Below are 22,932 nucleotides of genomic sequence, written 5' to 3'. Positions count from 1 at the left end.
TCAAGAGCGTTCACGCAGGTATCTTGCAGGTACGGGCATCGATGACAGGGGACAGAGTGCAAGTACGTAGCGGCCGGACAGTGCGTGACCTGCGGCGGGAGAACCGGACCGCCGTATTGCAACGGTTGTATTTCGACGGTCCCCTGAGCCGCTTCTCGCTGGGTCCCGCCACGGGGCTGAGCTCCGGATCGATCAGCAACGTGGTCGCGGAGCTGGTCGGCGACGGCCTGGTCGAGGAGGCCGGGAGCGTGGAGTCGGCCGGCGGACGCCCCCGTACGCTGCTGCGCGTCAGCCCGGAGAGCGGCTACATGATCGGCGTGGACGTGGGGGAGACCCGCATCCGCATCGAGCTCTTCGACCTGACCCTGACCGAGCTCGCCCGCGTGGAGCGGCCCCTGGAGGCGGCGGGACCCCGCCGCATCGACCGCTACGACGTCGCCGTCGTCGTGACGCACCTGCGCGAGGGCATCGCCGAGGTGCTGGACGCGGCCGGCATCGCACCCGAGCGGCTCCTCGGCGTCGGCATCGGCGTTCCCGGCATCGTCGCCAGGACCGCGGACGGCGCGGTCGTCCACGGCCAGACCATCGGCTGGGACGCCGTCCCTCTGGAACGGATGCTGCGCGACTCCCACCTGCTGCCCGAAACCGTCCCGTACTACATCGACAACGGGGCCAAGACCCTCGGCCAGGCCGAAATGTGGTTCGGCGCCGGACGCGGGGCGCACAACGCCGTCGTCGTGCTCTTCGGCTCCGGCGTCGGCGCCTGCGTGGTCAGCGACGACACCCGCACCGGCCGCGCCATCGAGTGGGGCCACCTGACCGTGCGCGTCCGCGGGCGCCGCTGCCGCTGCGGCGCCCAGGGCTGCCTGGAGGCGTACGCGGGGGCCGAAGCGCTCCTGGAACGCTGGGCCGAGGCCGGCGGCTCCCCGCCGACCGACGCCGACGAGGAGACCGCCCTGACCGCGATGCTCGCCGCGGCCTACCCCTCACCGGACGCCGACGGCGCCACCCCGCGGGCCGACGCGACGGCCCTGGCCGTCCTGGAGGAGACCGCCGAGTACCTCGGCGCGGGATTCTCCGACCTGATCAACCTCTTCCAGCCCGAACGCATCCTGGTCGGCGGCTGGGCCGGCCTGCAGCTCGGCACCCGCTTCCTGGACTCCGTACGGTCCTACGCCACCTCCTACGCCCTGTCGTACCCGGCCGCCAACGTCCGCGTCGACCTGGGCACCTTCGGCCCCGACGCCGTCACCGTCGGCGCGGGCATCCTGCCGCTCGCCGACTTCTTCGCCCGCGGCGGCCACCGCGCGGAACCCGAACGCGAGGAGCCGCTGCCCGCCTGGCGCACCACGCTGCAGGAGCGGGCCGCGCACTGAAGCGGGGGGTGCACTGAAGCGGGCCGTGCACTGAAGCTGGGCGCGCTGAAGTGGCGCGCGTTGAAGTGGCGTGCGCTTCAGTGGCGTGCGCGCCGAAGCGGCGCGCACGGAACCTGTGGCCCGCGAGGCGGGCCGGGCACGCGCTACCTCTCCAGCGGCGCGAGCCCGTCCCCGGCCGGAGACACCCGGCGCCCCGCGTGGTCGAAGACGTACAGCTGCGCGAGATCCACCAGCAGCGGGATCTGGGCGCCCACCCGGACCCGGACGTGCGGCCCCGTACGCACCACGAGGTCGCTGCGCACCGCCCCCAGCCGTTCGGGAGCGGGGCCCGCGCCGGGTCCCCGGGTGGATTCCGGCTGCCCGTCCAGGACGGCCACCGACCCCGACGCCGACGCCGACCCCGGCCCCGACGCCGCCCCCGACAGCCGTCCCACGGTCCGGTCCCTGAGCCGGCCGAAACCGCTCTGCTGCCGCCTGAGGCGGCGCCGGGGAGCGGCCGGGTGCCGCGCCGACTCCAGCTCCGCCACCCCCGCGGGGCGCGAGCCCGTGTCCACGTGGACCAGGGCCTCGTGCCCCTGGTACTCGACGTGCTCGACGATGCCCGTCATCGCCACCTCGCCCGGCCGTGCCTGGCTCGGCGGGGCGATCCTGACCGCCTCCGAGCGCAGGCCGACGATGACCGGACGCCCCTGCTGGATCCGGAGCAACTGGTGGTCGGTGCTGAGGGGTTGGGGGAAGGCGAGCCGATGGCGCCCCAGATCGATCCACATGCCCGCGCCCAGCGGCGCGTGGACGACGGCCTGGAGCAGGCTGATCCGGGGCGTTCCGATGAAGGCGGCGACGAACACGTTCGCCGGCAGGGCGTAGGTGTCCCGCGGTGAGCTGACCTGCTGCAGGACGCCGCCGCGCATGACCGCCACCCGGTGGCCGAGGGACATGGCCTCCGACTGGTCGTGCGTGACGTAGACCGTGGTGACGCCCAACTCGGCGGTCAGCCGTGCGATTTCGGCCCGCAGGTGGCCGCGCAGTTTCGAGTCCAGGCTGGAGAGCGGCTCGTCCATCAGGAACACCGACGGCTGCCGGGAGATGGCCCGGCCCATCGCCACCCGCTGGCGCTCGCCGCCGGAGAGCTGCCCGGGGAAGCGGTCTAGGAGGTCTTCGATGCCCAGCATCCGCGCCGTGGCCTCCACCTGGGGCTCGTGGTCCCCGCGGGGGTCGCGCAGCTTCAGCGGGAAGCCGATGTTCGCGCGACCCGTCATGTTCGGGTACAGCGCGAAGCTCTGGAAGACCATCGCGATGTCCCGCGCGCTCGGCGGCATGTGGTTGGCGTACTCGCCGTCGAGGTAGAGCGCGCCCTCGGTGATCTCCTCCAGCCCCGCGATCATCCGCAGGACGGTGGACTTGCCGCAGCCCGAGGGCCCCAGCAGAACCAGGAACTCGCCCGGCTCGACGGTGAGGGAGACGCGCTCGACGGCGAGGGAATCGCGCCCGTATCTCTTGCTGACATCGCGCAACGCGATGGAACGACTCATAACGATCCGCCCGGGGCTGGGATGGGGAGAGGGAGGGGGGTGGGGGAGTTGAGGACAGAAGCTAGCTCAGGCCACCCCGTGAGGGAACGCCTTGGCGCAACCTCGCGGAATCCAGCCACGGCCCGAGCGCGCGATGTGGGTCGCATGCCGGGAAAACTCACCCTTTTCGTAAGCGAGTTGAGGGCCGTTCCTTGACCTCGCCCAAGAGCGGGCGTTAGATTCCCGCCATGGGAGAGCGCTCTCCCCCAGTCGATCCGCTCCCGTGGACGGTGGACTGCCCGCCGGCCGGAGGACTCGCGCGATGAAGCGGACGCTGACCGACGAGCAGATCGCCCGCACGGCCGCCCACGCACTGGGCCCCGGCGCCAGGGTGCTGGGCAGCCGCGAACTGGCGGGCGGCACCTTCAATTCCGTCCACCTGCTGACCCTGGCCCCGCCGCCCGGCGAGCAGCGGACACCGGGCGGCGGGGGAGGGGACCCGTCGGCGGGAGGGGAACCGGCCGTGCTCAAGGTCGCACCGCCCGCCGGTACCCCTCTCATGACCTACGAGAACGAACTGATGCGCACGGAAGCCGAGTTCTACCGTCGGGCCTCGGCCGTGCCGGGCCTGCCCGTGCCCGCGGTCATGGCCGCGGGCTTCGGCCGGAGCGCCATCGACGGCGACTACCTCCTGATGACCCGTCTGGAAAGCGTTCCCTGGAGCGAGTTGCGCCCGGGGATCGACGCCGAGGAGCAAGCCAGGCTGCGCACCGACCTGGGCCGCCTCGTCCGCGGGCTCCATCAGGTGCGGGTGCGGGGTTCCTCCTTCGGCTACCCCTACGGGAATCCGCCGGCCGGCGGCGCGGCGAGCTGGCGGACGGCCTTCGAGGGCATGCTGGCCGATGTCTGCGCGGACGCCCGCCGCTTCCGGCCCCCACTGCCCGTCGACCCCGACGTGGTCCTGGGCCTAGGCCGTCTCTTTCGGATCTTGTCGGGCCCGCGACGCCTGGCACCGCGCCTGGCCGCACTGCCGAGGCGACCACGTACGCCCAGTACGCGAGCGCCCCGGCAGCACGCCCAGGCACGGCACCGGACGCCGCGGACTCGGCCGACAAGATCCGAAAGAGACGACCTAGTAGTGCTTCGTTACGTCGGGTGATCTCGCCTGGTGGTGGGCATCTTCCGGTTATGAGGCTTGGGGAGGTGGAACGACTCCGAGGTGAGTTGGCGGAGTTCGTTGCCGATGTGTTCGCTTCGCTTCCGCGGCGGGATCAGCGCAGGTGGGGCGGGTGTTATCTGCGGGGTTTGATGTTGGACGGGCGGCGTAAGTCGATCCAGCCGATGGCCGAGCGATTGCCGGACGGGAACATGCAGGCCCTGCAACAGTTCGTGAATCAGTCGCCGTGGGATCCGCTGCCGGTGCGGCAGCGGATCGCCGAACGGCTGACGGAGGCTGTCGGGCCTGAGGTGTGGGTGGTCGACGACGTGTCCTTCCCCAAGTGCGGGACGGCATCCGTGGGGGTGGCCCGACAGTACTGCGGCGCGTTGGGCAAGACGGCCAACTGCCAGGTCGCGGTCAGCGTCCACGCGGCAACCGACCTCGCGTCCTGCCCGTTGGAGTGGGAGTTGTTCCTGCCGGAGGACTGGGCGGCGGACGAGGGCCGGCGGCAAAGGGCCGGGGTGCCCGACGAGATCGGGCACGTGCCGAAGACCCGTCTGGCTCTGGGCCTGCTCGACCGCCTCGCCACCTGGTTGCCGCGGGTGCCGGTGATCGTGGCCGATGCCGGCTACGGCCGCAGCGTCTCCTTCCGGCTCGCGCTGGAGGAACGCGGCTGGTCCTACGTGGTGGCGGTCGATCCCAAAGAGGTCGCACGGCCTGCCTCCGCCGAGCCGTTCCGGCCGGCTTACGGCGGGCTGGGGCCGCCCACGCTGCCCCGCTACCGCGATGCGGCCCAGTCCCTGCAGAGTTTCATCGATCCCGGCACCTGTTTCCAGGACATCACCTGGCGCCAGGGCAGCAAGAGTGCGATGACCTCGCGTTTCGCTGTCCTGGAAGTGCGTCCGTCGGGCAAGGAAGCCTGCCGGACCGCTCAGGAACAGGCCGGTGGACGCAGCCAGTGGAACGGGGTCCTGCCGCTGCGAACCCTGCTGGTCGAACAGCCCGCAGGAGCGGACGAGCCGACCGGCTACTGGATGACCAACCTGCCCGCCACTACCCCGATCGCCGACCTGGTGCGGTGGGCGAAGATGCGCTGGCGGATCGAACACGACTACCGCGAACTCAAGCACGGCCTGGGCCTGGACCACTTCGAAGGCCGGACCTGGCGCGGTTGGCACCACCACGTCACCCTCGTCACCGCCGCACAGGCCTTCCTCACCCTCAGGCGGCTCGACCCAAGAGCACCCACGCCGGCCTGACCCTCTACCAGGTCCTGGACGTGCTCCAGAACCTGCTGAGGTGCTGGACCGGCACCTGCACCACCTGCGGCCGCCCCCTGACCGCCAGCAGATCCAGAACCTAACGAAGCACTACTAGGCCGTCTCCTCGACCAGGTATCGGTCCCCTCGCTCGTCCACTTCGACCTGTGGGAGGGCAACATCCTGCTCGTGGAACGGGGCGGACGCCTGGCGATCACCGGAATCCTCGACGGCGAACGCTCCTTCTGGGGCGACCCGCTCGCCGACCTCGTCTCCACCGCGCTCTTCGACGACATCACCCGGGACCCGGCCTTCCTGTCCGGCTACCGCCCCGCCCCGCTCACGCCCGACGAGCGCCGCCGGATCGCGATGTACCGCGCCTACCTGGCCCTGATCTTCCTCGTCGAAGGCGTCCCCCGCGGCTACGACCCACAGGCACGGGCCCCCTGACCGCCCTGGCCACCGCGGACCTCCGTGCCGCCCTGGAATTCCTGCGGTAGTCCTTTCCGGTTCTCACCGGCCGGTGGTCACCGCCACCGCGGCCGTGAAGCCCGGGGGGACGGCCACGTCCGTCAGGGACCAGCCCGGCAGGCCGGTCGCCGGGGTGTCGCCGGTGCCCACGTAGTCGAGGGCGAGGCCCCGGCCGAGGCCGATGCCCAGGCCCTTGAGGTACGCCTCCTTGCGTGCCCAGAGCCGGCCGAAGGCCGCGGGCCGTTCCTCCGGGGTCAGGGCCTCCAGCTCCGCGGCCTCCCGAGGGTGCAGCTGCCCGGCGAGCTCGGCCACGGCCGATGCCTCGGGCAGCGTCTCCACGTCGGCCCCCACCGGCACCGGGCCCACGGCGAGCAGCGCGAGCCGGTCGCTGTGGGACAGGGAGAAGTGGACGGGCCCGTCCTCGGACACCGGCCGGCCGTGCGGGTCGCCGCACCCGGGGCAGGGCGCGCGGGTGATCCGTACCCGGCCCGGGGGCAGGTCCAGCCAGGCCCCGAGCAGCATCCGCAGCGCCACGTGCGAGGCGACGTAGCGGCGCCGGTCCTGCTCGTGCTTGAAGCCGCCCGCCCGCTGCTGCTCGGCCGGGTCCAGGACTTCCGGGGCCAGCCGGGCGGCCGCGCCGTCCCGGTCGTCGGTGTCGACCAGCCATACGGAGGTGGACGCGGCCGGTGGCGGCGCCTGCCCGGCGGGAGGGAACTGCGAGCCGATCGTGAGGACATGGGGCGTGAGCACGATCGATCGGTCTCCTCGTTGCGGCGCCGGTCGTCGGCAGGTCTGGGCTCAGTATGCCGCCTTCTTCACGAGCGTAGCGATCAAGGCCTCGTCCGCGGCGGTGAGCTGCGGCAGGGCGAAGGAGGTCGGCCACATGGAACCTTCGTCGAGGTGCGCCTGGTCGCTGAAGCCGAGCGTCGCGTAGCGCGCCTTGAACTTCTCCGCGCTCTGGAAGAAGCAGACCACCTTGCCGTCACGGGCGTACGCCGGCATCCCGTACCAGAGCTTCGGCGCGAGGCCCGGCGCGCTCGCCCTGACGACGGCGTGGATCCGCTCCGCCATGACCCGGTCGGAGTCCCGCATTTCGGCGATCTTCGCGACCACGGCGGCCTCCTCCTCGGCCGCCTTGTCGGCGCGGGATCCGCGGCGCGCGGACGCCGCCTTCAGCTCCTTGGCGTGCTCCTTCATCGCGGAGCGCTCCTCGTCCGTGAATCCCTCGAACGTGCTCTGCGCGGGCTTGCGGGTGGTCGTCATGGCGGTGTTCCTCACGGGAGTCGGGGCGATGGGCGATGAGGCGATGGGGGATGGGGGATGGGGGATGAGGTGATGGGCGATGGGCGTTGGGGCAATGAGGTGACGGGCCCGAGCGCCGTGCCGGGGGAGGCGGCGTGCTCAGCCCCAGGCGCCGGCGATCTGGCGGGTGGTGGCGTTGATCCGGTTGAACATGTTCGTGACGCTGATCATCAGGACGATCGCGGCGAGCTGCTTCTCGTCGAAGTAGGTGGCGGCCGTGTCCCAGACCTCGTCGCTCACCGCGTCGGGGCGGTCGGCCAGCCGGGTCGCGGCCTCGGCCAGCAGCAGGGCCGCCCGCTCCTCCTCGGTGAAGTACGGGGTCTCGCGCCAGACGGCGACCGTGGCCAGCCGCTCGTCGCTCACCCCGGACTTGCGGGCGGCCTTGGCGCCGCTGTCGACGCAGGCGCTGCACCCGTTGATCTGGCTCACCCGCAGGTGCACCAGCTCCAGGGTCTGCGCGTCCACTCCACCGGTGTGTACGGCCTTGAAGATCTCCTGGATGGGCTGCATGGCGCCGGACAGGACGACGGCGGGGTTCTGCATGCGGGACTGCATCTCGGTGTGCTCCTCTTCCTCGTGTTCCGGTCCTCCGGTTTCCCGGTCTTCCGGTTCCCCCCTCGGGGTGTGACTCCATAACAGCCGCAACGGCCCGCGGCGGCGATGACGGTGGGACACCCTGGGACAGGCGGAACATCCTTGACCTGCGAAGACGCGGCCCCGGATAATTCGGGCGCGGTGGGACAGGGATACGGGGGGAACCGTGGACACGGAACGGAGGTCGGCCGGGGCCGACCCGCAGGACGAGCTGGCCGCCCGGCTGCGGCTGCTCCAGGAGCTGTCCGGGCTGGGCGTACGGGCCCTCGCGAGGGAGCTGGGACTGAGTTCCTCCTCGCTCTCGCGCTACCTCGGCGGCCAGACGGCTCCGCCCTGGACCGCGGTGGTCGCCCTCTGCCGACTGGTCAAGCGCGACCCCCGCCCGCTGCGCCCCCTCTGGGAGCGGGGGTCCTCCCCGGCGCTGCCCGCGCCCCCGAAGGCCAGCCGCCAGGTCCAGCCGAGGCCCCGCAACGATCTGCCGCGCGACGTGGCCGACTTCACCGGACGCGAGGACCAACTCGCCGCCGTGGTCGCCGCGGTGGACAGTCACCGGGGCGTCGCCGTCGACGGCATGGCGGGCGTGGGCAAGACCTGCCTCGCGGTGCACGCCGCGCACCGGCTCGCCGCCGACTACCCGGACGCCCAGCTCTACGTGGACCTGCACGGCTTCACCGAAGGCCGGGCCCCCCTCGATCCCGACTCGGCGCTGCGGATGCTGCTCGGGGCGCTCGACGTGCCGTCCGAGAGGGTCCCGCAGGAGGGCCTCGAGCAACTGGCGGCCTGCTGGCGCGCGGAACTGGCGGGCCGGCGCGCCCTCGTGGTCATCGACAACGCGGCCGACGCGGAGCAGGTCCGACCGTTGCTGCCCGGCGCCGGTGACTCCGTCGTGCTGATCACGAGCCGCAACCGGCTGCTCGGCCTGGACGAAGTGCCCCCGGTGTCGCTGGACGTGCTGAGCCCTCTGGAGAGCGCCGAACTGCTCGCCCGGGCCAGCGGGGACACCGGCGGCCCCGAAGGCCGCCTCGCCCGCGAACCGGAGTCCGCCGCCGAGGTGTTGCGGCTGTGCGGCCACCTGCCGCTGGCCCTGCGGCTGGCCGCGGCCCGGCTGAGGCACCGGCCGGGCTGGACGGTGGGCATCCTCGTGGAGCGGCTGGCGGAGGGGGCGAGCGAGTTCGACACCGCCTTCGCCATGTCCGTACGGCAACTGGACCGGAATCAGGCCCGGTTGTTCCGCACCCTGGGCCTGCTGCCCGGCGGCTCCTTCGACGCGTACGCCGCCGCGGCCCTGGCCGACGTACCGCTGCGCGACGCCCGGGAGATGCTGGAGGAACTGGTCGACGCGCACCTGGTGCAGCAGCCCGCGGCGGGCCGCTACCGGCTGCACGACCTGGTGCACCAGCACGCGCGGGGCGCCTGGGCCCAGCAGGACTCCCCGGCCGAGCGGGAGCGGGCGCTGGGCCGCTTCCTCGACTACTTCGTGCACGCGGCGGCCGCGGCCGACGCCGCGATGCCGGTCCTCTCACCGGGCCGGGCGCCCTCGGCGGGCCGGCTCCCGGCCGCACTGCCGCGCTTCGCCGACAAGCACGCGGCCTGCGCCTGGCTCGCCTCGGAGTACGAGACGATGATCGCCGCCTTCGAGACGGCCGTCGCCGTCGGGGCGGACGTGCACGTGTGCGAGCTGCCGCGGTTCCTACGGGCGTACTTCGCACGGCGCTGCGGTACGACCCACCTCAACCACCTCTTCGAGCGCTCGCTGGCCGCCGCCGAACGCCTGGGGGATCCGCTGCGCCTGGCGGAGGCCTACAGCGACCTGGGCTTCGCGCGCTACAACGCGGGCCGGATGACCGAGGCCGCCGCCGCGTACGAGGCGGCCGGACTCCGGGTGGCCGAGGCGGGGGACACCCGCGCCGAAGCCGAACTGGCCCTGCGCCGGGGCTATCTGAGCTGGGACCTCGGGAGCGCCGGGGAGCCGCTCGCACTCTTCCGGCTGGCCGGGAAGCTGTACGGGGACGCCGGCCTCCCGGCGGGCGCGGCCCACGCGGCCGCCTCGGAAGCCTGGGCGCTGCTCCAGCTGGGGGAGCGCGAGGAGGCGGCACGCCGGGCCCGCGAGGTGCTGGCGGTGTCCCACCCGGACCCGGCGTGGCCGCCGGCCCTGACGGCCCGCATCACCCTGGGCATGGCCATCGCGGCACAGGACCCCGAGGAGGCGTCGGAGCACCTGCACCGGGCGCTGGCCCTGGCCCGCGAGGACGGGCACGTGAACAACGAGGCCTGGTCCCTCAACTGCCTGGGCGTCGCGCTGAGCCGGATGGGCCGGTACGAGGAGGCCCTGGCCGGCCACCGCGAGGCGTTCGCGCTGCTGGACGAGCTGTTCGAGGAACACTGGAAGGTCCGTTTCCTGGGCGGCTACGCCGAGACCTGCCGGCTCGCGGGACTGCCCGAGGAGGCCCTGCGCCTGCACCGCCGGACCCTGGAGCTGGCCCCCGGGCTCGGCTGCCGCCACGAGGAGGCGCTGGCCCACGAGGGGATCGCGGCCCTGCTCGGCGACACCGACCCGGCCGCGGCGGCGGAACACCGCACGGCGGGACGCTCGCTCCGGGAGGAGCTCGCGGCGGGGGTGCGCTGAGCGACACGACGACCGCGGCCTTCTTCTCCGGCTTCGCCGACGGTGCGGCCTCCGGGGCCTTCGCCGGAGCGGGCGACGCGGCCGACGCGGCCGGAGCCGGTGCCTGGGAGGCGGTTTCCTTACCCGCCTTCGGGTCGCTCTCGCCGCCGAACAGCGCCCCGGCTATGTCAACCAATGCCTCTGCCTGCACCGTTGGGCGGGAGGATGGAGCAACCCGCAACGTCCGGAGGCGAACTGGCAGACTGTTCCCGAGCCGGCCCGACCAGGGGCCGGCCGGACCCGGGGGGACCTGCATGAACGTTCGAGCCGCCGCCGTAGCCGCCACCGCCGCCCTCGCCCTGGCCGGGCTGGGAGCGGGCCCGGCCTTCGCGGACAACCACATCAGCGTCGCACCGCAGGGCCAGGACGGGGCGTACGAGCACCTCGCCCCGCAGCACATGACGGACGGGGCGTACGAGCACCTCGCCCCGCAGACCCTCGTCGTCGGTGACCTCGCCACCAACTAGCGCGGACGGGGCTATGGGGTCTGCGGCCCCCAGCCGTTGGGGCAGGGGGCCGGGGGCGTCGTGGCGGGGCCGTAGGCGTAGGCTGCCCGGGCCAGGTGCTCGGCGGGCCGAAGACCGTGGCCATCCGGTACGGGGTGTCGCCGGTGACCCGGAACTTCCCGTCGAACAGGCCCGTCCACAGGATCGAAGCCCCCGCCTGCCAAGTGGAGTTGGCGATGATGCTCTGCGCGCCCGGGTCGTAGATGTCCGTGCCGGGTGAGAAGGCGCCGACGGCGGAGAACAGGTCGGGGTTGCGGCCGGCGTAGCGCAGGGCGCCGTAGCCGCCCATCGAGACGCCGGCGACCGCCCGCCCGGAGGCCGCCCGCACGGTGTTGAAGTTGGCGTCGGTCCACGGGACCAACTGCCGGACGTGGAAGGTCTCCCACTGCGGGGCGAAGAAGCCGTCCGTGTGCCCGGGCCAGTCGCTGTACCACCCCGCCTTGCCGCCCTCCGGCATCACGACGATGCCCTTGAAGGCCGAATCCTTGAGGTGCGCGGTGACGTTGCCCTCGTCGGTCTTCGACCACTGCTCCACGTCGCCCGAGCCACCGTGCAGCAGGTACAGCACCGGGTAGGGATGCGCGGGGTCCCGCTGGTAGTCCTCCGGCAGCAGGATCCGTACCCGCACCGGAACCTGGACCGGATCGATCGACGGGGTGCCGCCGTGCGCGGCGAACACCGCGGCGGTGGTCACGGAGGCGTCGCCCAGGCGTTCGCTCTGCCCCGCGGCCACCGGCCAGGTCCGCAGGGTCAGTCCGGCGGCATTGGGCGCGGGCAGCGAGGGCAGGACGGACGCCGCGCCCACGGGGGCGGCGGGCGCCGCGTTCACCCGCGGTCCACCAGGGGTCCGGCCGCTCGCCGGGTCCGGCGGTGGGGTTTGTCAGCCGGGCGTGCTTTGCTGGACGCATGATCGATGAATTCCTCGCCCGGAACCTGTCCGACGTCGACGAAGCCGTGCGCAACGCGGCGGCGATCGAGATCATGCCGAGGTTCCGCCGGCTCGCTGATCACGAGGTGGACCAGAAGAGCGGCCCGCACGACCTGGTGACCGACGCCGACCGCATGGCCGAGGAGTACCTCACGGCAGCCCTGACCAAGCTGCTGCCCGGCTCGGCGGTGGTGGGCGAGGAAGCGGTGCACGCCGACCCCGGGGTGTACGGGGCGCTGCGCGCCGACGCCCCGGTGTGGATCGTGGACCCCGTCGACGGGACCCGGCAGTTCGTGCACGGGGACGCGGGGTTCTGCACCCTGGTCGCGCTTGCGCACCGCGGGGAGCTCCTCGCCTCCTGGACCTTCGCCCCGGCGCTGGAGGAGATGGCCACCGCCGTGCGCGGACAGGGTGCGTACGTCAACGGCGAGCGGATCCTGAGCGGTTCGCCGCGGCCCGGCGACGAGCTGCGGGTCGCGACCGCGCACCCGCTGTACACCACCGAGGACGAGCGGCGCGTCCTGGCGCGCCTCGACGTGCCCGGAGTGGCCTCCCGGGCCTGCGGTTCGGCGGGCCTGGAGTACCTGAAGGTGGCCCGGGGAGAGATGGACGGCCTGGCCTTCAACTGGCCCTCGGCCTGGGACCACGCGGCCGGGCTGCTGCTGGTCGCCGAGGCGGGGGGTTCCCAGAGCACCGTCGACGGGGTCCCCTTCCGGGTGGACCGGGACAACGCCCTGCCCTTCGCGGTCGGCCGGGACGAGGCCACGGCCGTACGGATCCGGGAACTGCTGCGGGGCGCGTGACACCGCCGCCGGGCCCAGCCCGACGACCGCGACGGCGGCCGGGCCCGCACCCGGCATCCGGCCGGACCGGCGGCCGGGCCCGCGCCGGGCCGACCGCGAAGGACCGCCGGCTGACCCCGCGCCCGGCCGACCGCGAAGGACCGGAGGCTGAGCCCAGGGCGAACGGAGTCGGCGCGGATCGCGAAGCCGCCTATGGACAGGCGCAATACCCTGGGGGCGGTGGCGCCGCCGGACGAAGGAGTCGCAAGTGCCGTCGATCCTCGATGCGGTCGTGGTGGGGGCCGGGCCCAACGGGCTGACGGCCGCCGTGGAACTGGCCCGGCGCGGTTTTTCCGTGGCCGTCTTCGAAGCCGCGGACACCGTCGGCGGCGGGGCCCGGACCGAGGAGCTCACCCTCCCCGGCTTCCGGCACGACCCCTGCTCGGCGGTGCACCCGCTGGGCGCCGGCTCCCCGGTCTTCTCCACGATGCCCCTCAAGCGGTACGGGCTGGAGTGGCTGCACGCCCCGCTGCCCATGGCGCACCCCTTCGACGACGGCACCGCGGCCGTGCTCTCCCGCTCCGTCGCGGAGACGGCCGCGTCCTTCGGGCCCCGCGACGCGGGAACGTACCGGCGGCTGGTGGATCCGTTCCTCGGGAAGTGGGACACCCTGGCCCGCGATTTCATGTCGCTGCCGGACACCGCGCTGCCCCGTGACCCGCTCACCCTCGCCCGCTTCGGGCTGGCCGGGCTGCCGCCCTCCACCTGGCTGCTGAGCCGCTTCCGCGACGAGCGTGCCCGCGCCCTCTTCGCCGGGCTCGTCGCGCACGTGATCGCCCCGCTCGGCGGGATCGGGACCAGCGCCGTCGGCCTGGTCTTCGCCCTCGCCGCGCACGCGAACGGCTGGCCGATGCCGCGCGGCGGCTCGCAGTCGATCTCCGACGCCCTCGCCGGGTACCTGCGCGACCTCGGCGGGACCGTCCACACCGGGTTCGAGGTCAAGCGGCTCGACGACCTGCCGCCGGCCCGGGCGTACGTCTTCGACACCTCCCCGACCGCACTGGCCCGCATCGCGCGCCTCGGCCGGGTCTACGACGGCTACCGCTACGGCGCCTCCGTGTTCAAGCTGGACTACGCCCTGGACGGCCCCGTCCCCTGGACCGCCGAGGAGCCCCGCCGGGCCGGCACCGTACAGATCGGTCCGCGCACCCGCGACATCGACGCGGCCCTGCAACTGGCCTCCGGCGGACGGGCGCCGCGCACCCCCTTCCTCATCGCCGCCCAGCCCAGCCTGATCGACCCCGGCCGGGCGCCCGAGGGCAAGCACACCTTCTGGGTGTACGGGCACGTACCGGCGGGCTGGAACGGGGACCTCACCGACGCCGTCGAGCGCCAACTGGAGCGCTTCGCACCCGGGTTCCGCGACCTGGTGCTCGCCCGCGCCACGGCGGGCCCGCCGCAGCTCGCCGCCCGCAACCCGAACTACGTCGGCGGCGACATCGCCTGCGGAGCCGCCTCCGGACTCCAGCTCCTGCTGCGCCCCAAGCTCACGCTGTCCCCGTACAACACGGCGCACCCGGCCGTGTTCCTGTGCTCCTCGGCCACCCCGCCGGGCCCCGGCGTCCACGGCATGTCGGGCCACAACGCGGCCAAGGCCGTCTGGCGCCACCTGCGCACGAAGGGCGCCTGAGGGCGCGCCCCGCCTCGGGCCCGGCACTAGGCCGCAAGTGACGGCGTAGCCGAAAGTGACGGCCTAGCCGAAAGCGGCCTTGTGGGGGCCGATCGCGGGGTCGAGTTCGTGGAGCATCTTGCGGGCGTCCTCCAGGATCCCGGCGGTGCACAGGACGCGCCAGTCCGCGTAGGCGGGGGACAGCGCCAGCGCGGTGTGCAGGAAGCCGGTCTCGGCCTTGCCCAGCAGCGCCGCCAGGCGGGCCCGCAGCTCGGGCGAAGGGGGTTCCTCCCGTACGTGTACGTCGGCCAGGTCGCCCAGCATCGCGGCGAGCGAGGCCAGGACCCCGTCCAGCCCGGCCGGGGCGTCGGCCCGCAGGGGCAGCAGCGGCTCTTCGCGCTGGGCCCAGTGCAGGGCGGGCGGCCGGCCTTCGCGGAAGGTCAGGTTGTACAGGCCGCGGGTGATCCCCCGGACCTGGTGCCCGACGTGGTCGAGGCACTGGGTGGCTTCGGCGAGCCGGTCCAGGCGGGGCCGCGCGAACCGGCCGCGCGGACGCCAGCGGATCGCGTCCTCGGCCTCGCGGACGGCCCGGCGCACCGCGTCGAGCTCCCTGGACAGCGAGCGGGCCCGGCGGACCCAGTCCCCGGTGCGCGCGGCCCAGTCCTCCTCGGCCAGGCCGCGGGCGATCTCGGCCAGCAGCGCGGCCATCTGCCGGTTCAGGCGGGCCAGTTCCTCGCCCGCGCGGCGGGTGAAACCGGGGGCGGGCAGTGCGAGGCCGACCACCGTGCCGACGAGCACGCCGACGACGTTGTCCTCCAGCCGCGAGGCTCCGTACCCGAAGGAGGTGGCGGCGCCCATCACGAGCACGGCGGTGAGCGCGATCTGGTGCATCTGCGAACCGAGGTTCATCACGCGTCCCGCGTACATGCCGACCAGGACCACGAGGACGACGCTCACCGTGTTCGTGCCGATGGACGTGGTGGCCGCCACTCCGAGCAGGAAGCCGAACAGGATGCCGGCCGCCCGCTGCAGGCTCTTACGCGCGGTGGCGAAGGGGGTGGTCTGCGCGGCCAGGATGGCGCCGACCGGGGCGAGCGAGGCCGACTCGGAGTGCAGCAGTACCGAGGCGATCCACCAGGCGAGTCCCGCCGAGATCGCCGCGCGCACGACCATGCTTCCGTCGCCGAAGCCGGCGGTCATCCGGGACCGCAGGCCCTCCGCAGCCACCGTGCTGCCCGATACCTTCACTTTGGGGACCTTACGTGACGAGATGCGGAGCCGGGCTCAGGCGGTCGCGGCCGAGGAGGGAGCGTTGGCAGGGGTGGTGGCGGGGGGCGCTACCGCCTCCGGTGCGAGGCTCCGCGCGGTGACGGCCGTACGGCGGGACCGGGCCCAGAAGGCGAGGGTCGCGCACAGCGGCAGGGCGGCCCGGCGGCGGCCTGATCAACATGGCCCGCCGGCTCGGCACGGCGATCGGCGTCGCCCTCGTCCCCCTGGCCCCGCACACGGGCGGCGGCGGACACCTCGCGGTGCTGACCCTGCTGGCCGCGGCCGCCGCCATGGCCGCCGCGACGGCCGTCGCGGGGTCCGGGAGGGGCGCGGGCGCGGCTCCGCCCCCGGCCGCCGCGGCGGAGCGCGAGTAGCGTGGTGGGCATGGCACCCATGCCGGGCACGCCCGGCGCCCCGGACGCACGGCCCGGCGCGGACTCACCCGAAGCCCGGGCCCTGACCGCCGCCGTCACCCGCCTGCGCCGTGCACTGCGCGCCTCGATCCGTACGGAGTACCCCTGGGAGCAGCTGCCCATGGCCCAGGTGGAACTCCTCCAGGTCTGCGTCGAACACTCCCCGGTCCGGGTCAGCGAACTCGCCGCCCGCCAGCGCCTCGCGCAGTCCACGGTGAGCGGACTCGTCGCCACGATGGCCACGAACGGGCTGGTGACCCGCGAGGTGGACAGCGAGGACCGGCGTGCCGCGGCCGTCAGCGCCACCGACGCCGGCCGGCTGCGGCTGGCCGCCTGGACCCGCGCCCACGAACGCCGCCTGGAACACGCGCTGACGGCCCTGCCCGATGCCGACCGCACGGCGCTCCGCGAGGCCCTGCCCGCCCTCACCCGCCTCGCCGCCCGGCTGGAGGAGGCGGAGGGCAGGGGCGGGTAGCGGCGGACGCCATCCGGGGCGCTGTGACCGAGTCCCGGGCCGTTCACGTTCCTCGTCGGCAGCGAGCTCGACCTAGGCATCCTGCGCGGCGGGGGACGGGTCAATGTATGGACGTCCCCCTGCTCCACCCTGCCGCTGTGCGGCATGCTCCTGTTGCCCGTGTACTTCGTCCTGTCCGGCCGCGGGGTCGATCTCTCCCGCCTGAACGCGTCGGACCTCGGTCAGCCGGCCGCCATCCTGGTCGTGGCCGTCACCGGGAAGTTCGCCGGCGCGTACGTCGGCGCACGCGTCGGAGGGCTGGACGGCCGCCACGCGGCCGCGCTCGGCGCCCTGTTGAACACGCGCGGACTCACCGAACGGGTCGTTCTCGGCGTGGGTCTGGAGCTCGGTCTCCTGGACGCGAAGCCGCACTCGCTGATGGTGGTGAGGGCGGTGGCGACCACCGCGCTCACCGGTCCGCTGCTGAGCCGGATCCTGCCCGCCACCACGACGGCCGGAGCCGCATCCGCCGGAGCCGTCACCGCCAAAGCCGCCGCCACCAGCACCCCGACCCGGCCGGAGCCGCGTAACGTCCCCCCGCAGAACCGCGAAGTGACCGAGACGACAACTCGCTGATCCCACGGCGCATGCCGCATGCCGCATGCCGCATGCCGCATGCCGTATGCCGTATCAGCGAAGGAAGGAAGCCTGATGCCGCGCATCACACTCGTTCAGGGCGACATCACCGCCGAGGAGGCCGACGCGGTGGTCAACGCCGCGAACTCCTCGCTCCTCGGCGGCGGCGGGGTCGACGGAGCCATCCACCGGCGCGGCGGCCCGGAGATCCTGGCCGCCTGCGAGGACCTGCGCCGCTCCCACTACGGGAAGGGCCTGGCGACGGGGCGGGCCGTCGCCACCACGGCCGGCCGGCTCCCGGCGGAGCACGTCATCCACACCGTCGGCCCGGTCTGGTCCCGCGAGGAGGACCGCTCGGAGCTGCTGGCCTCCTGCTACCGGGAGTCCCTGCGGGTCGCCGACGAACTGGGAGCCCGTACGGTCGCCTTCCCCGCGATCTCCACCGGCATCTACGGCTGGCCGATGGACGACGGGGCGCGGATCGCGGTGGAGACCGTACGGGCGGCCCGGACCGAGGTGGCGGAGGTGCGGTTCGTCCTCTTCGACGAGCGGGCCTACGAGGCGTTCGCGGCAGCGGTGGACGCCTGACCGGCCCGGCCGGGTCGGGAGGGTCGGGAGGGTCGGGAGGGGCGGGAGGGGCGGGAGGGGCGGGAGGGGCGGCCGGGCCGGGAGGGGCGATTGAAGGAATATGTAGATCGGTCTAGTATCGCGCCATGGGACAGAAGGGTGCCGAGACGCGCGACCGGCTGCTGGACGCGACGCAGGAGCTGATCGAGACCGGGGGATACTTCGGCGCCGGGCTCAACCAAGTGATCGCGGCCAGTGGTGCGCCCCGCGGCTCGCTCTACTTCCACTTTCCCGGCGGTAAGGACCAGCTGGTCGGCGAGTCCGTCCGGCGGGCCGGGGGAATGATCGGCGATGCCCTCGGGGGGCTCGCCGACTCCGGTCCGTCCGCGGCGGAGTTCGTCGGCGGGGTGCTGCGGCACCTGGGTGACCGGCTGGAGGAGTCGGGCTGGCGCAAGGGATGTCCGGTGGCCACGGTGGCGCTGGAGATGGCCGCCACCAACGACCCGTTGCACGAGGCCTGTTCGGAGGTCTATGCCTCGTGGCAGGAGGCCCTGGGCGCACAGCTGGCGGGCCGTCCGGACGCCGACGACCTCGCCGTCACGATCCTGGCCCTGGTGGAGGGGGCGCTCCTGCTGGCCCGGGCGCACCGGAGCAGGGGGCCGCTGGACAGCGTCTCCCGTCAGATCGACGCCCTGCTGGGCTGATGCGGCCCGCCTCGAGAGGCGGGCTTCTTTTTGACCTCAAAATATGTAGACCGATCTATTCGAACCGGATCCATTCGAGCCGGATCTCTTCAAGGAGTCTCATGGACGCGATCGTCTTCGGCGCGACCGGCTTCATCGGCCGCTCGCTCGTCGCCGAACTGCTCACCCGGGGCAAGCGGGTGGCGGCAGCCGTACGCAACGACACCCTCACCCCCTGGCTGACCGCCCAGGGCGTCGACACGGGCGGGCTGGACATCGTCACCGCCGACATCACGCGACCGCTCTCGGGACTGCCCGAGGTGCGCGACGTCTACAACGCCGCCGGCCGCTTCGCCTTCGGCCTGGGCGTGCGGGAGGCGCGGGCGACCAACGTCACCGGGGCGCTCAACGTGCTCGAATGGGCCGCGGAACTGCCCGGACTGCGGCGGCTGGTGCACATCAGCGGGTACCGGGTGAGCGCGTCCGAGGGCCACCCCGACTACGCAGGGCTGGGGGCGTACGAGGCGTCGAAGTTCGAAGGTGATCTCGCGGTGCGCGCCCGGGCTCGCGCCCTGGGGGTCCCGCTGACCATCGCGAACCCCAGCACGGTGATCGGGCCGGGCCAGTACATCGGTCTGGCCTCCCTCGTCGAGGACCTGTGGAACGGCCGGCTTCCCGCCCTGCCCGGCGGCCGCGACACCTTCCTGCCGATCACCACGATCGACTATTTCGTACGGTTCCTCGCGGAGGTCCCCGCAGCGCCCGCGGGGGAGCACTACTGGGTGCTCGACGACAGCACCCCGCTCCTGCCCGAGCTGATCGGTACGATCGCCGACCACACCGGCGTACGGGCACCTCGGCGGGCCGTTCCCGCCGGTCTGCTGCGGCGCCTGCCGAGCAAGCTGACCGGCGCCGATCCCGAGACGCTGGCGTTCCTGTCCGCCGATCGCTACCCGACGGCCTCCGCCCGCGCCTTCGCGGCGAGCGCCGGCCTGGAGACGCCCCCGGCCGCCGAAGCCCTGCGCGGGTGGGCCGACGACCTGGTGGCCGCCCGGTTCGGCGCCGCATCGCCCTGGCTGAAGCCGTACGGCTTCTCCGACGTGGCCGGCAGCCGTACCTGGGTGAGCGGTGAGCGCCGCCGCCCCGACCACGTCCTGTTGCACGGACTGCCGATGAATGCCGATCTCTGGGCGCCCCTCGCCGCCCACCTCCCCGGCCCGGTCCTGGCCCCCGACCTGCCGGGCCTGGGCCGCTCGGCCGCCACGGCCCGGCCGGTGGACGAGTGGCTGGCCGATCTGCTGGGCCCGGTACGGACCCGCCCGACGCTGGTCGCACATTCCCTGGCCTGCGGGCCCGCGCTGCGCTTCGCCGTCGATCACCCGGACCGGATCGGCGGACTCGTGCTCATTTCCCCGGCATTCCTGCAGGCACCCGCTCCCCGGCTGGCCCGCTCGGCCCCGGCCGCGGTGATGATGCGCCGGATGTCCGCCGCCCGGCTGGCCCGGACGCTGGGTGTCCCCGAGGGGGCGGAGGTGGAGAGCGCCGCGGCGGACCTGCGCCGTCGCGGCGTGGCGCGCCGCGTGGTCGCGGCCCTGCGCACGGACGTCGCCGGACGCCGGCGGTCGCGGGCGCTGCTGGACCGGGTGACCGTCCCGGTCCGGATCGTCGTGGGCTCGGCCGATCCGCTGGTCGAGGCCGTCGGCCACCCGGTGGCCGCGATCGACGGGGCCGGGCACTACCCCCAGCTCACCCACCCCGCGCAGGTCGCCCAACACCTCGCCGCCGCCTCCGCTCCGATCGGCGGATGACCGGCCGGGCCCCGTGAGCGGATGACCGCCGGGACCGGCTCAGGAGGACGGTGCTCGCCTCGATGCGCCCGGGGCGGGCCGCGGGTACGTCCTGGACTGTTTGACGCTGCCGTACGCGAAGCTCGACTCGATCGAGGCGATACCGGGGATCGCGTGGATCGCGTGGCGCACCAGGGCTTCGTAGGCTTCGAGGTCTTCGATGACCACGCGGAGCAGGTAGTCGCTGCTTCCCGCCATCAGGTAGCAGTCCTGGATGTGCTCGATGCCCGCGACGTGCTCTTCGAACAGCCTCACCGCTTCCGCCGTGTGCCGTTCGAGGCGGATCCGGACGAACACGGTGACCGGGAGTCCGAAGGCGACCTGGTCGACCATGGCGGTGTAGCCGCGGATGAGGCCCGCTTCCTCCAGGCGTCGAACCCGGCGCAGACAGGGCGACGGGGAGAGCCGGACGCGGTCGGCGAGATCCTGGTTGGACAGGCGTCCGTCGGCCTGCAATTCCCTGATGATTTGCAGATCGACTGCGTCCACGGCCACTCCTTGGCAGATTCTGCCCCAAACGTATGTCTGAGAGGCAGAACTGGCAATCGGCTGCCCCGCCCGAAGCTCTAGCGTTGCCCTCGAACGGTCCGGACCGGTCCGTTCTCAGAGGCTGGAGCAATTTCCTTGGTCGCGACGAACACCACCCCGGCGACCGCGCCTCCCGACGCGGCGGGCCCGAAGGCCGGACACCCCGGCCGGTTCGGGCTCTCCCCGCAAGCCGAGGGCATGCTGGCCCTCCTGCTGACCGTGGCGATCTGGGCGGCCTTCGCGCTCAGCGCCCGCGCCCTGAGCGCCTCCTCCCTCCTGCCGGCCGACGCCGCCCTGCTGCGGTTCGGCGTCCCCCTCCTCGTCCTGCTCCCGGCCTTGTGGCGGCGCCGCCGCCGCATCGCCGCGGTGCGGCCGGGCGTCGCACTGAAGATCATCTGCGGTGCGGGGGTGCCCTTCTTCCTGGCGGCGATGCACGGCGGCGCGCTGACCTCCGCGGCCTTCGTCGGGTCGATCGTCCCCGGGATGGTCCCGCTGTTCGTCTCCGGGATCATGGTCCGCCGCGGACACGGGGTTCCCCGGGGAGCCCAGGCGGCCGGGCTCGCGCTGATCGCGTCCGGTGTGGTCGCCCTCGTCTGGCGACACGTCGTTCCGGTGGACACGGACGTCCTCGTGGGTACCGGCACGCTCCTGGTGGCCAGCGGGCTGTGGGCCCTCTACACGGTGGGACTGCGCGAGGTGGACCTCGATCCCGTCGGATCGATCGGACTGCTGTGCCTGCCCTCCTTCGCGGTGATCGGAGTCCTGGTCCTGACCGGGGTGCTCCCGACGGGCATCGCGCACGCCGCGGGCAGCGACATCCTGCTGTTCCTGGTGGTGCAGGGACTCGGGGTCGGGCTCTGCGCGGGCCTGCTGTACGCCTTCGCCATCCGCAGGCTGGGCGCCGAGCGCAGCTCCGTCGTCGGCAGCCTCAGCCCCGTCGCCGTCGTCCTGCTCGCCGTCCCCCTGCTCGGCGAGTCTCCGAGCCTCGCCGTGCTCGTCGGAGTGCCCCTCATCACCTCCGGCGTCGTCCTCGCCAACCGCCGCCCCCGATCCAAGGTTCCCGCAGATGCTTGAGCTCCTCCCGCCGTCGCCCACCGACCCGCTGTGGGACCTGACCTACGAGTTCGGCGCGGACGACCGGCCCGAACGCCTGAACCTCGTCCTCGGCGTCTACCGGGACCAGACGGGAACCACACCCGTCATGGCCGCCGTGCGCGAGGCCGAGATCCGACTGGCGCAGCGCTCGGAGTCCAAGGAGTACCGCGGGCTCTCCGGCAACACCGCCTTCAACCGCTCCCTGCTGGACCTCGTCCTGGGCACCGACCCGGGCGGACCGGCCGACCGGGCCGCGGCCGTCCAGACCGTCGCGGGCTCCGGCGCCCTGCGGCTGCTGGCCGATCTGATCTTCCGGACCCGCCCGGGCGCCACGGTGTGGGTCAGCGATCCGGCCTACGTCAACCACCGGCCCATCCTGGAGGCCGCCGGGCTGAAGGTCCGCCCGTACGGCTGGCGCGACGCCGGGGGCGGCTTCGATACGGCCGGCGTGCTGCGGGAACTGCGGGACGCCCGGCGGGACGACGTGGTCCTGCTCCAGGGCTGCTGCCACAACCCCACGGGTGTGGACCCCCTCCCCGACGACTGGGAGGCGCTGGCCGAGTCGGCCGTCCGCGGCGGCTGGGTGCCCTTCGTCGACCTCGCCTATCACGGGCTCGGCGACGGCCTGGAGGCCGACCTGCTGGCCACGCGGATGCTGGCGGAGCGCGTACCGGAAATGCTGATCGCGGTCAGCTGCTCCAAGAACTTCGGCCTCTACAGCGACCGCGTCGGCTGCGCGATCGTTCTCGGCGCCTCGGGCCAGACCGTGCGGCACGCCGAGACGTCCTTGCAGAACGCGGCCCGGACGCTGTACTCGATGCCGCCCGAGCACGGCGCGGCCGTCGTGACCACGATCCTGGAGGACGAGGGCCTACGGGCCGCCTGGCGGGCGGAACTGGACGTCATGAGGGGCCGGATCATGGCCAACCGGGCCGATCTGGCAGCCCACTTGAGCGCGCTGGGCCGTACGGAACAGGCGCGGTCGCTGGCCCGGCAGAAGGGGATGTTCTCCATGCTGCCCCTCACCCCGCACCAGATGCTCCGGCTGCGCCGGCAGCACGCCGTCTACGGAACCACCTCGGGGCGGATCAACATCGCGGGAATCCCGGCCCACCGGATCCCCTGCCTGGCCCGGGGCATCGCGGCGGTCCTCGATGCGGCGGACGGGCCCCGGGCGGTCCTGCCGGCATAGGGGGGCCTGCCGATCGGATCGTCTCC

Annotated in this window: 21 protein-coding genes and 1 pseudogene; 15 read left to right on the top strand and 7 right to left on the bottom strand. The window is 73.4% G+C overall.

Annotated elements, in window-relative coordinates:
* Window positions 1-56: 56 nt before the first annotated feature.
* Window positions 57-1,376, top strand: a complete 1,320-nt coding sequence (locus OG730_RS07385; protein ID WP_327303447.1) for an ROK family transcriptional regulator — start codon at window positions 57-59, stop codon at window positions 1,374-1,376.
* Between the two features lie 143 nt (window positions 1,377-1,519).
* Here OG730_RS07385 and OG730_RS07380 read toward each other — a convergent pair whose 3' ends face one another.
* Window positions 1,520-2,908 (bottom strand): ABC transporter ATP-binding protein, encoded by a 1,389-nt coding sequence (locus tag OG730_RS07380; protein WP_327303446.1) that lies wholly within the window; start codon window positions 2,906-2,908, stop codon window positions 1,520-1,522.
* A 301-nt stretch (window positions 2,909-3,209) separates the two neighbouring features.
* Between OG730_RS07380 and OG730_RS07375 the strand changes: the two genes are divergently transcribed.
* From OG730_RS07375 to OG730_RS07365, 3 genes and pseudogenes are all read left to right on the top strand, one after another.
* Window positions 3,210-4,046 carry a phosphotransferase family protein gene (locus OG730_RS07375; protein WP_327303445.1) on the top strand — a complete coding sequence of 279 codons (837 nt, stop codon included), beginning with the start codon at window positions 3,210-3,212 and terminating at the stop codon, window positions 4,044-4,046.
* 29 nt (window positions 4,047-4,075) lie between these two features.
* Window positions 4,076-5,305, top strand: a complete 1,230-nt coding sequence (locus OG730_RS07370) for an IS701 family transposase (protein ID WP_327303444.1) — start codon at window positions 4,076-4,078, stop codon at window positions 5,303-5,305.
* Between the two features lie 123 nt (window positions 5,306-5,428).
* Window positions 5,429-5,755, top strand: a pseudogene (locus OG730_RS07365) (fructosamine kinase family protein); the annotation flags it as partial.
* 63 nt (window positions 5,756-5,818) lie between these two features.
* On the opposite strand, the gene OG730_RS07360 reads toward OG730_RS07365, so the two are convergent.
* The 3 genes from OG730_RS07360 to OG730_RS07350 all read right to left on the bottom strand — a co-directional run bounded on the left by OG730_RS07360 (window position 5,819) and on the right by OG730_RS07350 (window position 7,633).
* Window positions 5,819-6,526, bottom strand: a complete 708-nt coding sequence (locus tag OG730_RS07360) for a 4'-phosphopantetheinyl transferase family protein (protein WP_327303443.1) — start codon at window positions 6,524-6,526, stop codon at window positions 5,819-5,821.
* A gap of 48 nt (window positions 6,527-6,574) precedes the next feature.
* Window positions 6,575-7,039, bottom strand: a complete 465-nt coding sequence (locus OG730_RS07355) for an iron chaperone (RefSeq protein ID WP_327303442.1) — start codon at window positions 7,037-7,039, stop codon at window positions 6,575-6,577.
* A gap of 138 nt (window positions 7,040-7,177) precedes the next feature.
* Window positions 7,178-7,633, bottom strand: coding sequence for a carboxymuconolactone decarboxylase family protein (locus OG730_RS07350; protein ID WP_327303441.1), 456 nt, complete (start codon window positions 7,631-7,633; stop codon window positions 7,178-7,180).
* A gap of 205 nt (window positions 7,634-7,838) precedes the next feature.
* On the opposite strand from OG730_RS07350, the gene OG730_RS07345 reads away from it, so the two are divergent.
* Entirely contained in the window at window positions 7,839-10,298 is a 2,460-nt protein-coding gene (locus tag OG730_RS07345; RefSeq protein ID WP_327303440.1) for an ATP-binding protein, read from the top strand.
* Window positions 10,299-10,679: 381 nt separating this feature from the next.
* On the opposite strand, the gene OG730_RS07340 is transcribed toward OG730_RS07345, so the two are convergent.
* On the bottom strand, window positions 10,680-11,672 hold the full coding sequence (locus OG730_RS07340) for an alpha/beta hydrolase (RefSeq protein WP_327303439.1): 993 nt from the start codon (window positions 11,670-11,672) through the stop codon (window positions 10,680-10,682).
* Between the two features lie 77 nt (window positions 11,673-11,749).
* On the opposite strand from OG730_RS07340, the gene OG730_RS07335 reads away from it, so the two are divergent.
* Both OG730_RS07335 and OG730_RS07330 read left to right on the top strand, forming a co-directional pair.
* Window positions 11,750-12,574 (top strand): inositol monophosphatase family protein, encoded by an 825-nt coding sequence (locus OG730_RS07335; protein WP_327303438.1) that lies wholly within the window; start codon window positions 11,750-11,752, stop codon window positions 12,572-12,574.
* A 247-nt stretch (window positions 12,575-12,821) separates the two neighbouring features.
* Window positions 12,822-14,243 carry a phytoene desaturase family protein gene (locus OG730_RS07330; protein ID WP_327303437.1) on the top strand — a complete coding sequence of 474 codons (1,422 nt, stop codon included), beginning with the start codon at window positions 12,822-12,824 and terminating at the stop codon, window positions 14,241-14,243.
* Between the two features lie 63 nt (window positions 14,244-14,306).
* On the opposite strand, the gene OG730_RS07325 is transcribed toward OG730_RS07330, so the two are convergent.
* On the bottom strand, window positions 14,307-15,470 hold the full coding sequence (locus tag OG730_RS07325; protein ID WP_327303436.1) for an FUSC family protein: 1,164 nt from the start codon (window positions 15,468-15,470) through the stop codon (window positions 14,307-14,309).
* A gap of 200 nt (window positions 15,471-15,670) precedes the next feature.
* Here OG730_RS07325 and OG730_RS07320 point away from each other — a divergent pair, with 200 nt between their 5' ends.
* From OG730_RS07320 to OG730_RS07295, 6 genes are all read left to right on the top strand, one after another.
* A complete protein-coding gene (locus OG730_RS07320; RefSeq protein ID WP_327303435.1) occupies window positions 15,671-15,865 on the top strand; it encodes a hypothetical protein in 195 nt (64 codons plus the stop codon).
* A 10-nt stretch (window positions 15,866-15,875) separates the two neighbouring features.
* On the top strand, window positions 15,876-16,379 hold the full coding sequence (locus tag OG730_RS07315) for a MarR family winged helix-turn-helix transcriptional regulator (RefSeq protein ID WP_327303434.1): 504 nt from the start codon (window positions 15,876-15,878) through the stop codon (window positions 16,377-16,379).
* Window positions 16,380-16,457: 78 nt separating this feature from the next.
* Complete coding sequence (locus OG730_RS07310; RefSeq protein ID WP_327309183.1) at window positions 16,458-16,994, top strand: cation:proton antiporter domain-containing protein; 537 nt, start codon at window positions 16,458-16,460, stop codon at window positions 16,992-16,994.
* Between the two features lie 75 nt (window positions 16,995-17,069).
* The gene (locus OG730_RS07305) at window positions 17,070-17,582 is read left to right on the top strand and encodes an O-acetyl-ADP-ribose deacetylase (RefSeq protein WP_327303433.1); all 513 of its coding nucleotides are present in this window, start codon (window positions 17,070-17,072) and stop codon (window positions 17,580-17,582) included.
* A gap of 125 nt (window positions 17,583-17,707) precedes the next feature.
* Complete coding sequence (locus tag OG730_RS07300; protein ID WP_327303432.1) at window positions 17,708-18,265, top strand: TetR/AcrR family transcriptional regulator; 558 nt, start codon at window positions 17,708-17,710, stop codon at window positions 18,263-18,265.
* A gap of 101 nt (window positions 18,266-18,366) precedes the next feature.
* A complete protein-coding gene (locus OG730_RS07295) occupies window positions 18,367-20,052 on the top strand; it encodes an alpha/beta fold hydrolase (protein ID WP_327303431.1) in 1,686 nt (561 codons plus the stop codon).
* A gap of 39 nt (window positions 20,053-20,091) precedes the next feature.
* Here the strand turns inward: OG730_RS07295 and OG730_RS07290 are convergent, their stop codons facing one another.
* Window positions 20,092-20,580, bottom strand: a complete 489-nt coding sequence (locus OG730_RS07290) for an Lrp/AsnC family transcriptional regulator (RefSeq protein WP_327303430.1) — start codon at window positions 20,578-20,580, stop codon at window positions 20,092-20,094.
* A 135-nt stretch (window positions 20,581-20,715) separates the two neighbouring features.
* Here OG730_RS07290 and OG730_RS07285 point away from each other — a divergent pair, with 135 nt between their 5' ends.
* Together OG730_RS07285 and OG730_RS07280 are read left to right on the top strand one after the other, a co-directional pair.
* Window positions 20,716-21,693, top strand: coding sequence for a DMT family transporter (locus tag OG730_RS07285; protein WP_327303429.1), 978 nt, complete (start codon window positions 20,716-20,718; stop codon window positions 21,691-21,693).
* A complete protein-coding gene (locus OG730_RS07280; RefSeq protein WP_327303428.1) occupies window positions 21,686-22,906 on the top strand; it encodes an amino acid aminotransferase in 1,221 nt (406 codons plus the stop codon). Before OG730_RS07285 ends, OG730_RS07280 begins: the two co-directional genes overlap by 8 nt.
* The last annotated feature ends 26 nt before the right edge of the window (window positions 22,907-22,932 follow it).

The organism is Streptomyces sp. NBC_01298 (assembly GCF_035978755.1).
In the GTDB taxonomy this organism is placed as follows: Bacteria; Actinomycetota; Actinomycetes; order Streptomycetales; family Streptomycetaceae; genus Streptomyces.
This window is presented reverse-complemented; position numbering and strand designations above follow the sequence as displayed.

Bases quoted from the DNA above. Each gene is read 5' to 3' on its own strand.
- OG730_RS07380 (WP_327303446.1), bottom strand. From the start codon at position 2,908: ATGAGTCGTTCCATCGCGTTGCGCGATGTCAGCAAGAGATACGGGCGC.
- OG730_RS07375 (WP_327303445.1), top strand. From the start codon at position 3,210: ATGAAGCGGACGCTGACCGACGAGCAGATCGCCCGCACGGCCGCCCAC.
- OG730_RS07370 (WP_327303444.1), top strand. From the start codon at position 4,076: ATGAGGCTTGGGGAGGTGGAACGACTCCGAGGTGAGTTGGCGGAGTTC.
- OG730_RS07355 (WP_327303442.1), bottom strand. From the start codon at position 7,039: ATGACGACCACCCGCAAGCCCGCGCAGAGCACGTTCGAGGGATTCACG.
- OG730_RS07350 (WP_327303441.1), bottom strand. From the start codon at position 7,633: ATGCAGTCCCGCATGCAGAACCCCGCCGTCGTCCTGTCCGGCGCCATG.
- OG730_RS07335 (WP_327303438.1), top strand. From the start codon at position 11,750: ATGATCGATGAATTCCTCGCCCGGAACCTGTCCGACGTCGACGAAGCC.
- OG730_RS07320 (WP_327303435.1), top strand. From the start codon at position 15,671: ATGGCCCGCCGGCTCGGCACGGCGATCGGCGTCGCCCTCGTCCCCCTG.
- OG730_RS07315 (WP_327303434.1), top strand. From the start codon at position 15,876: ATGGCACCCATGCCGGGCACGCCCGGCGCCCCGGACGCACGGCCCGGC.
- OG730_RS07305 (WP_327303433.1), top strand. From the start codon at position 17,070: ATGCCGCGCATCACACTCGTTCAGGGCGACATCACCGCCGAGGAGGCC.
- OG730_RS07300 (WP_327303432.1), top strand. From the start codon at position 17,708: ATGGGACAGAAGGGTGCCGAGACGCGCGACCGGCTGCTGGACGCGACG.
- OG730_RS07295 (WP_327303431.1), top strand. From the start codon at position 18,367: ATGGACGCGATCGTCTTCGGCGCGACCGGCTTCATCGGCCGCTCGCTC.
- OG730_RS07280 (WP_327303428.1), top strand. From the start codon at position 21,686: ATGCTTGAGCTCCTCCCGCCGTCGCCCACCGACCCGCTGTGGGACCTG.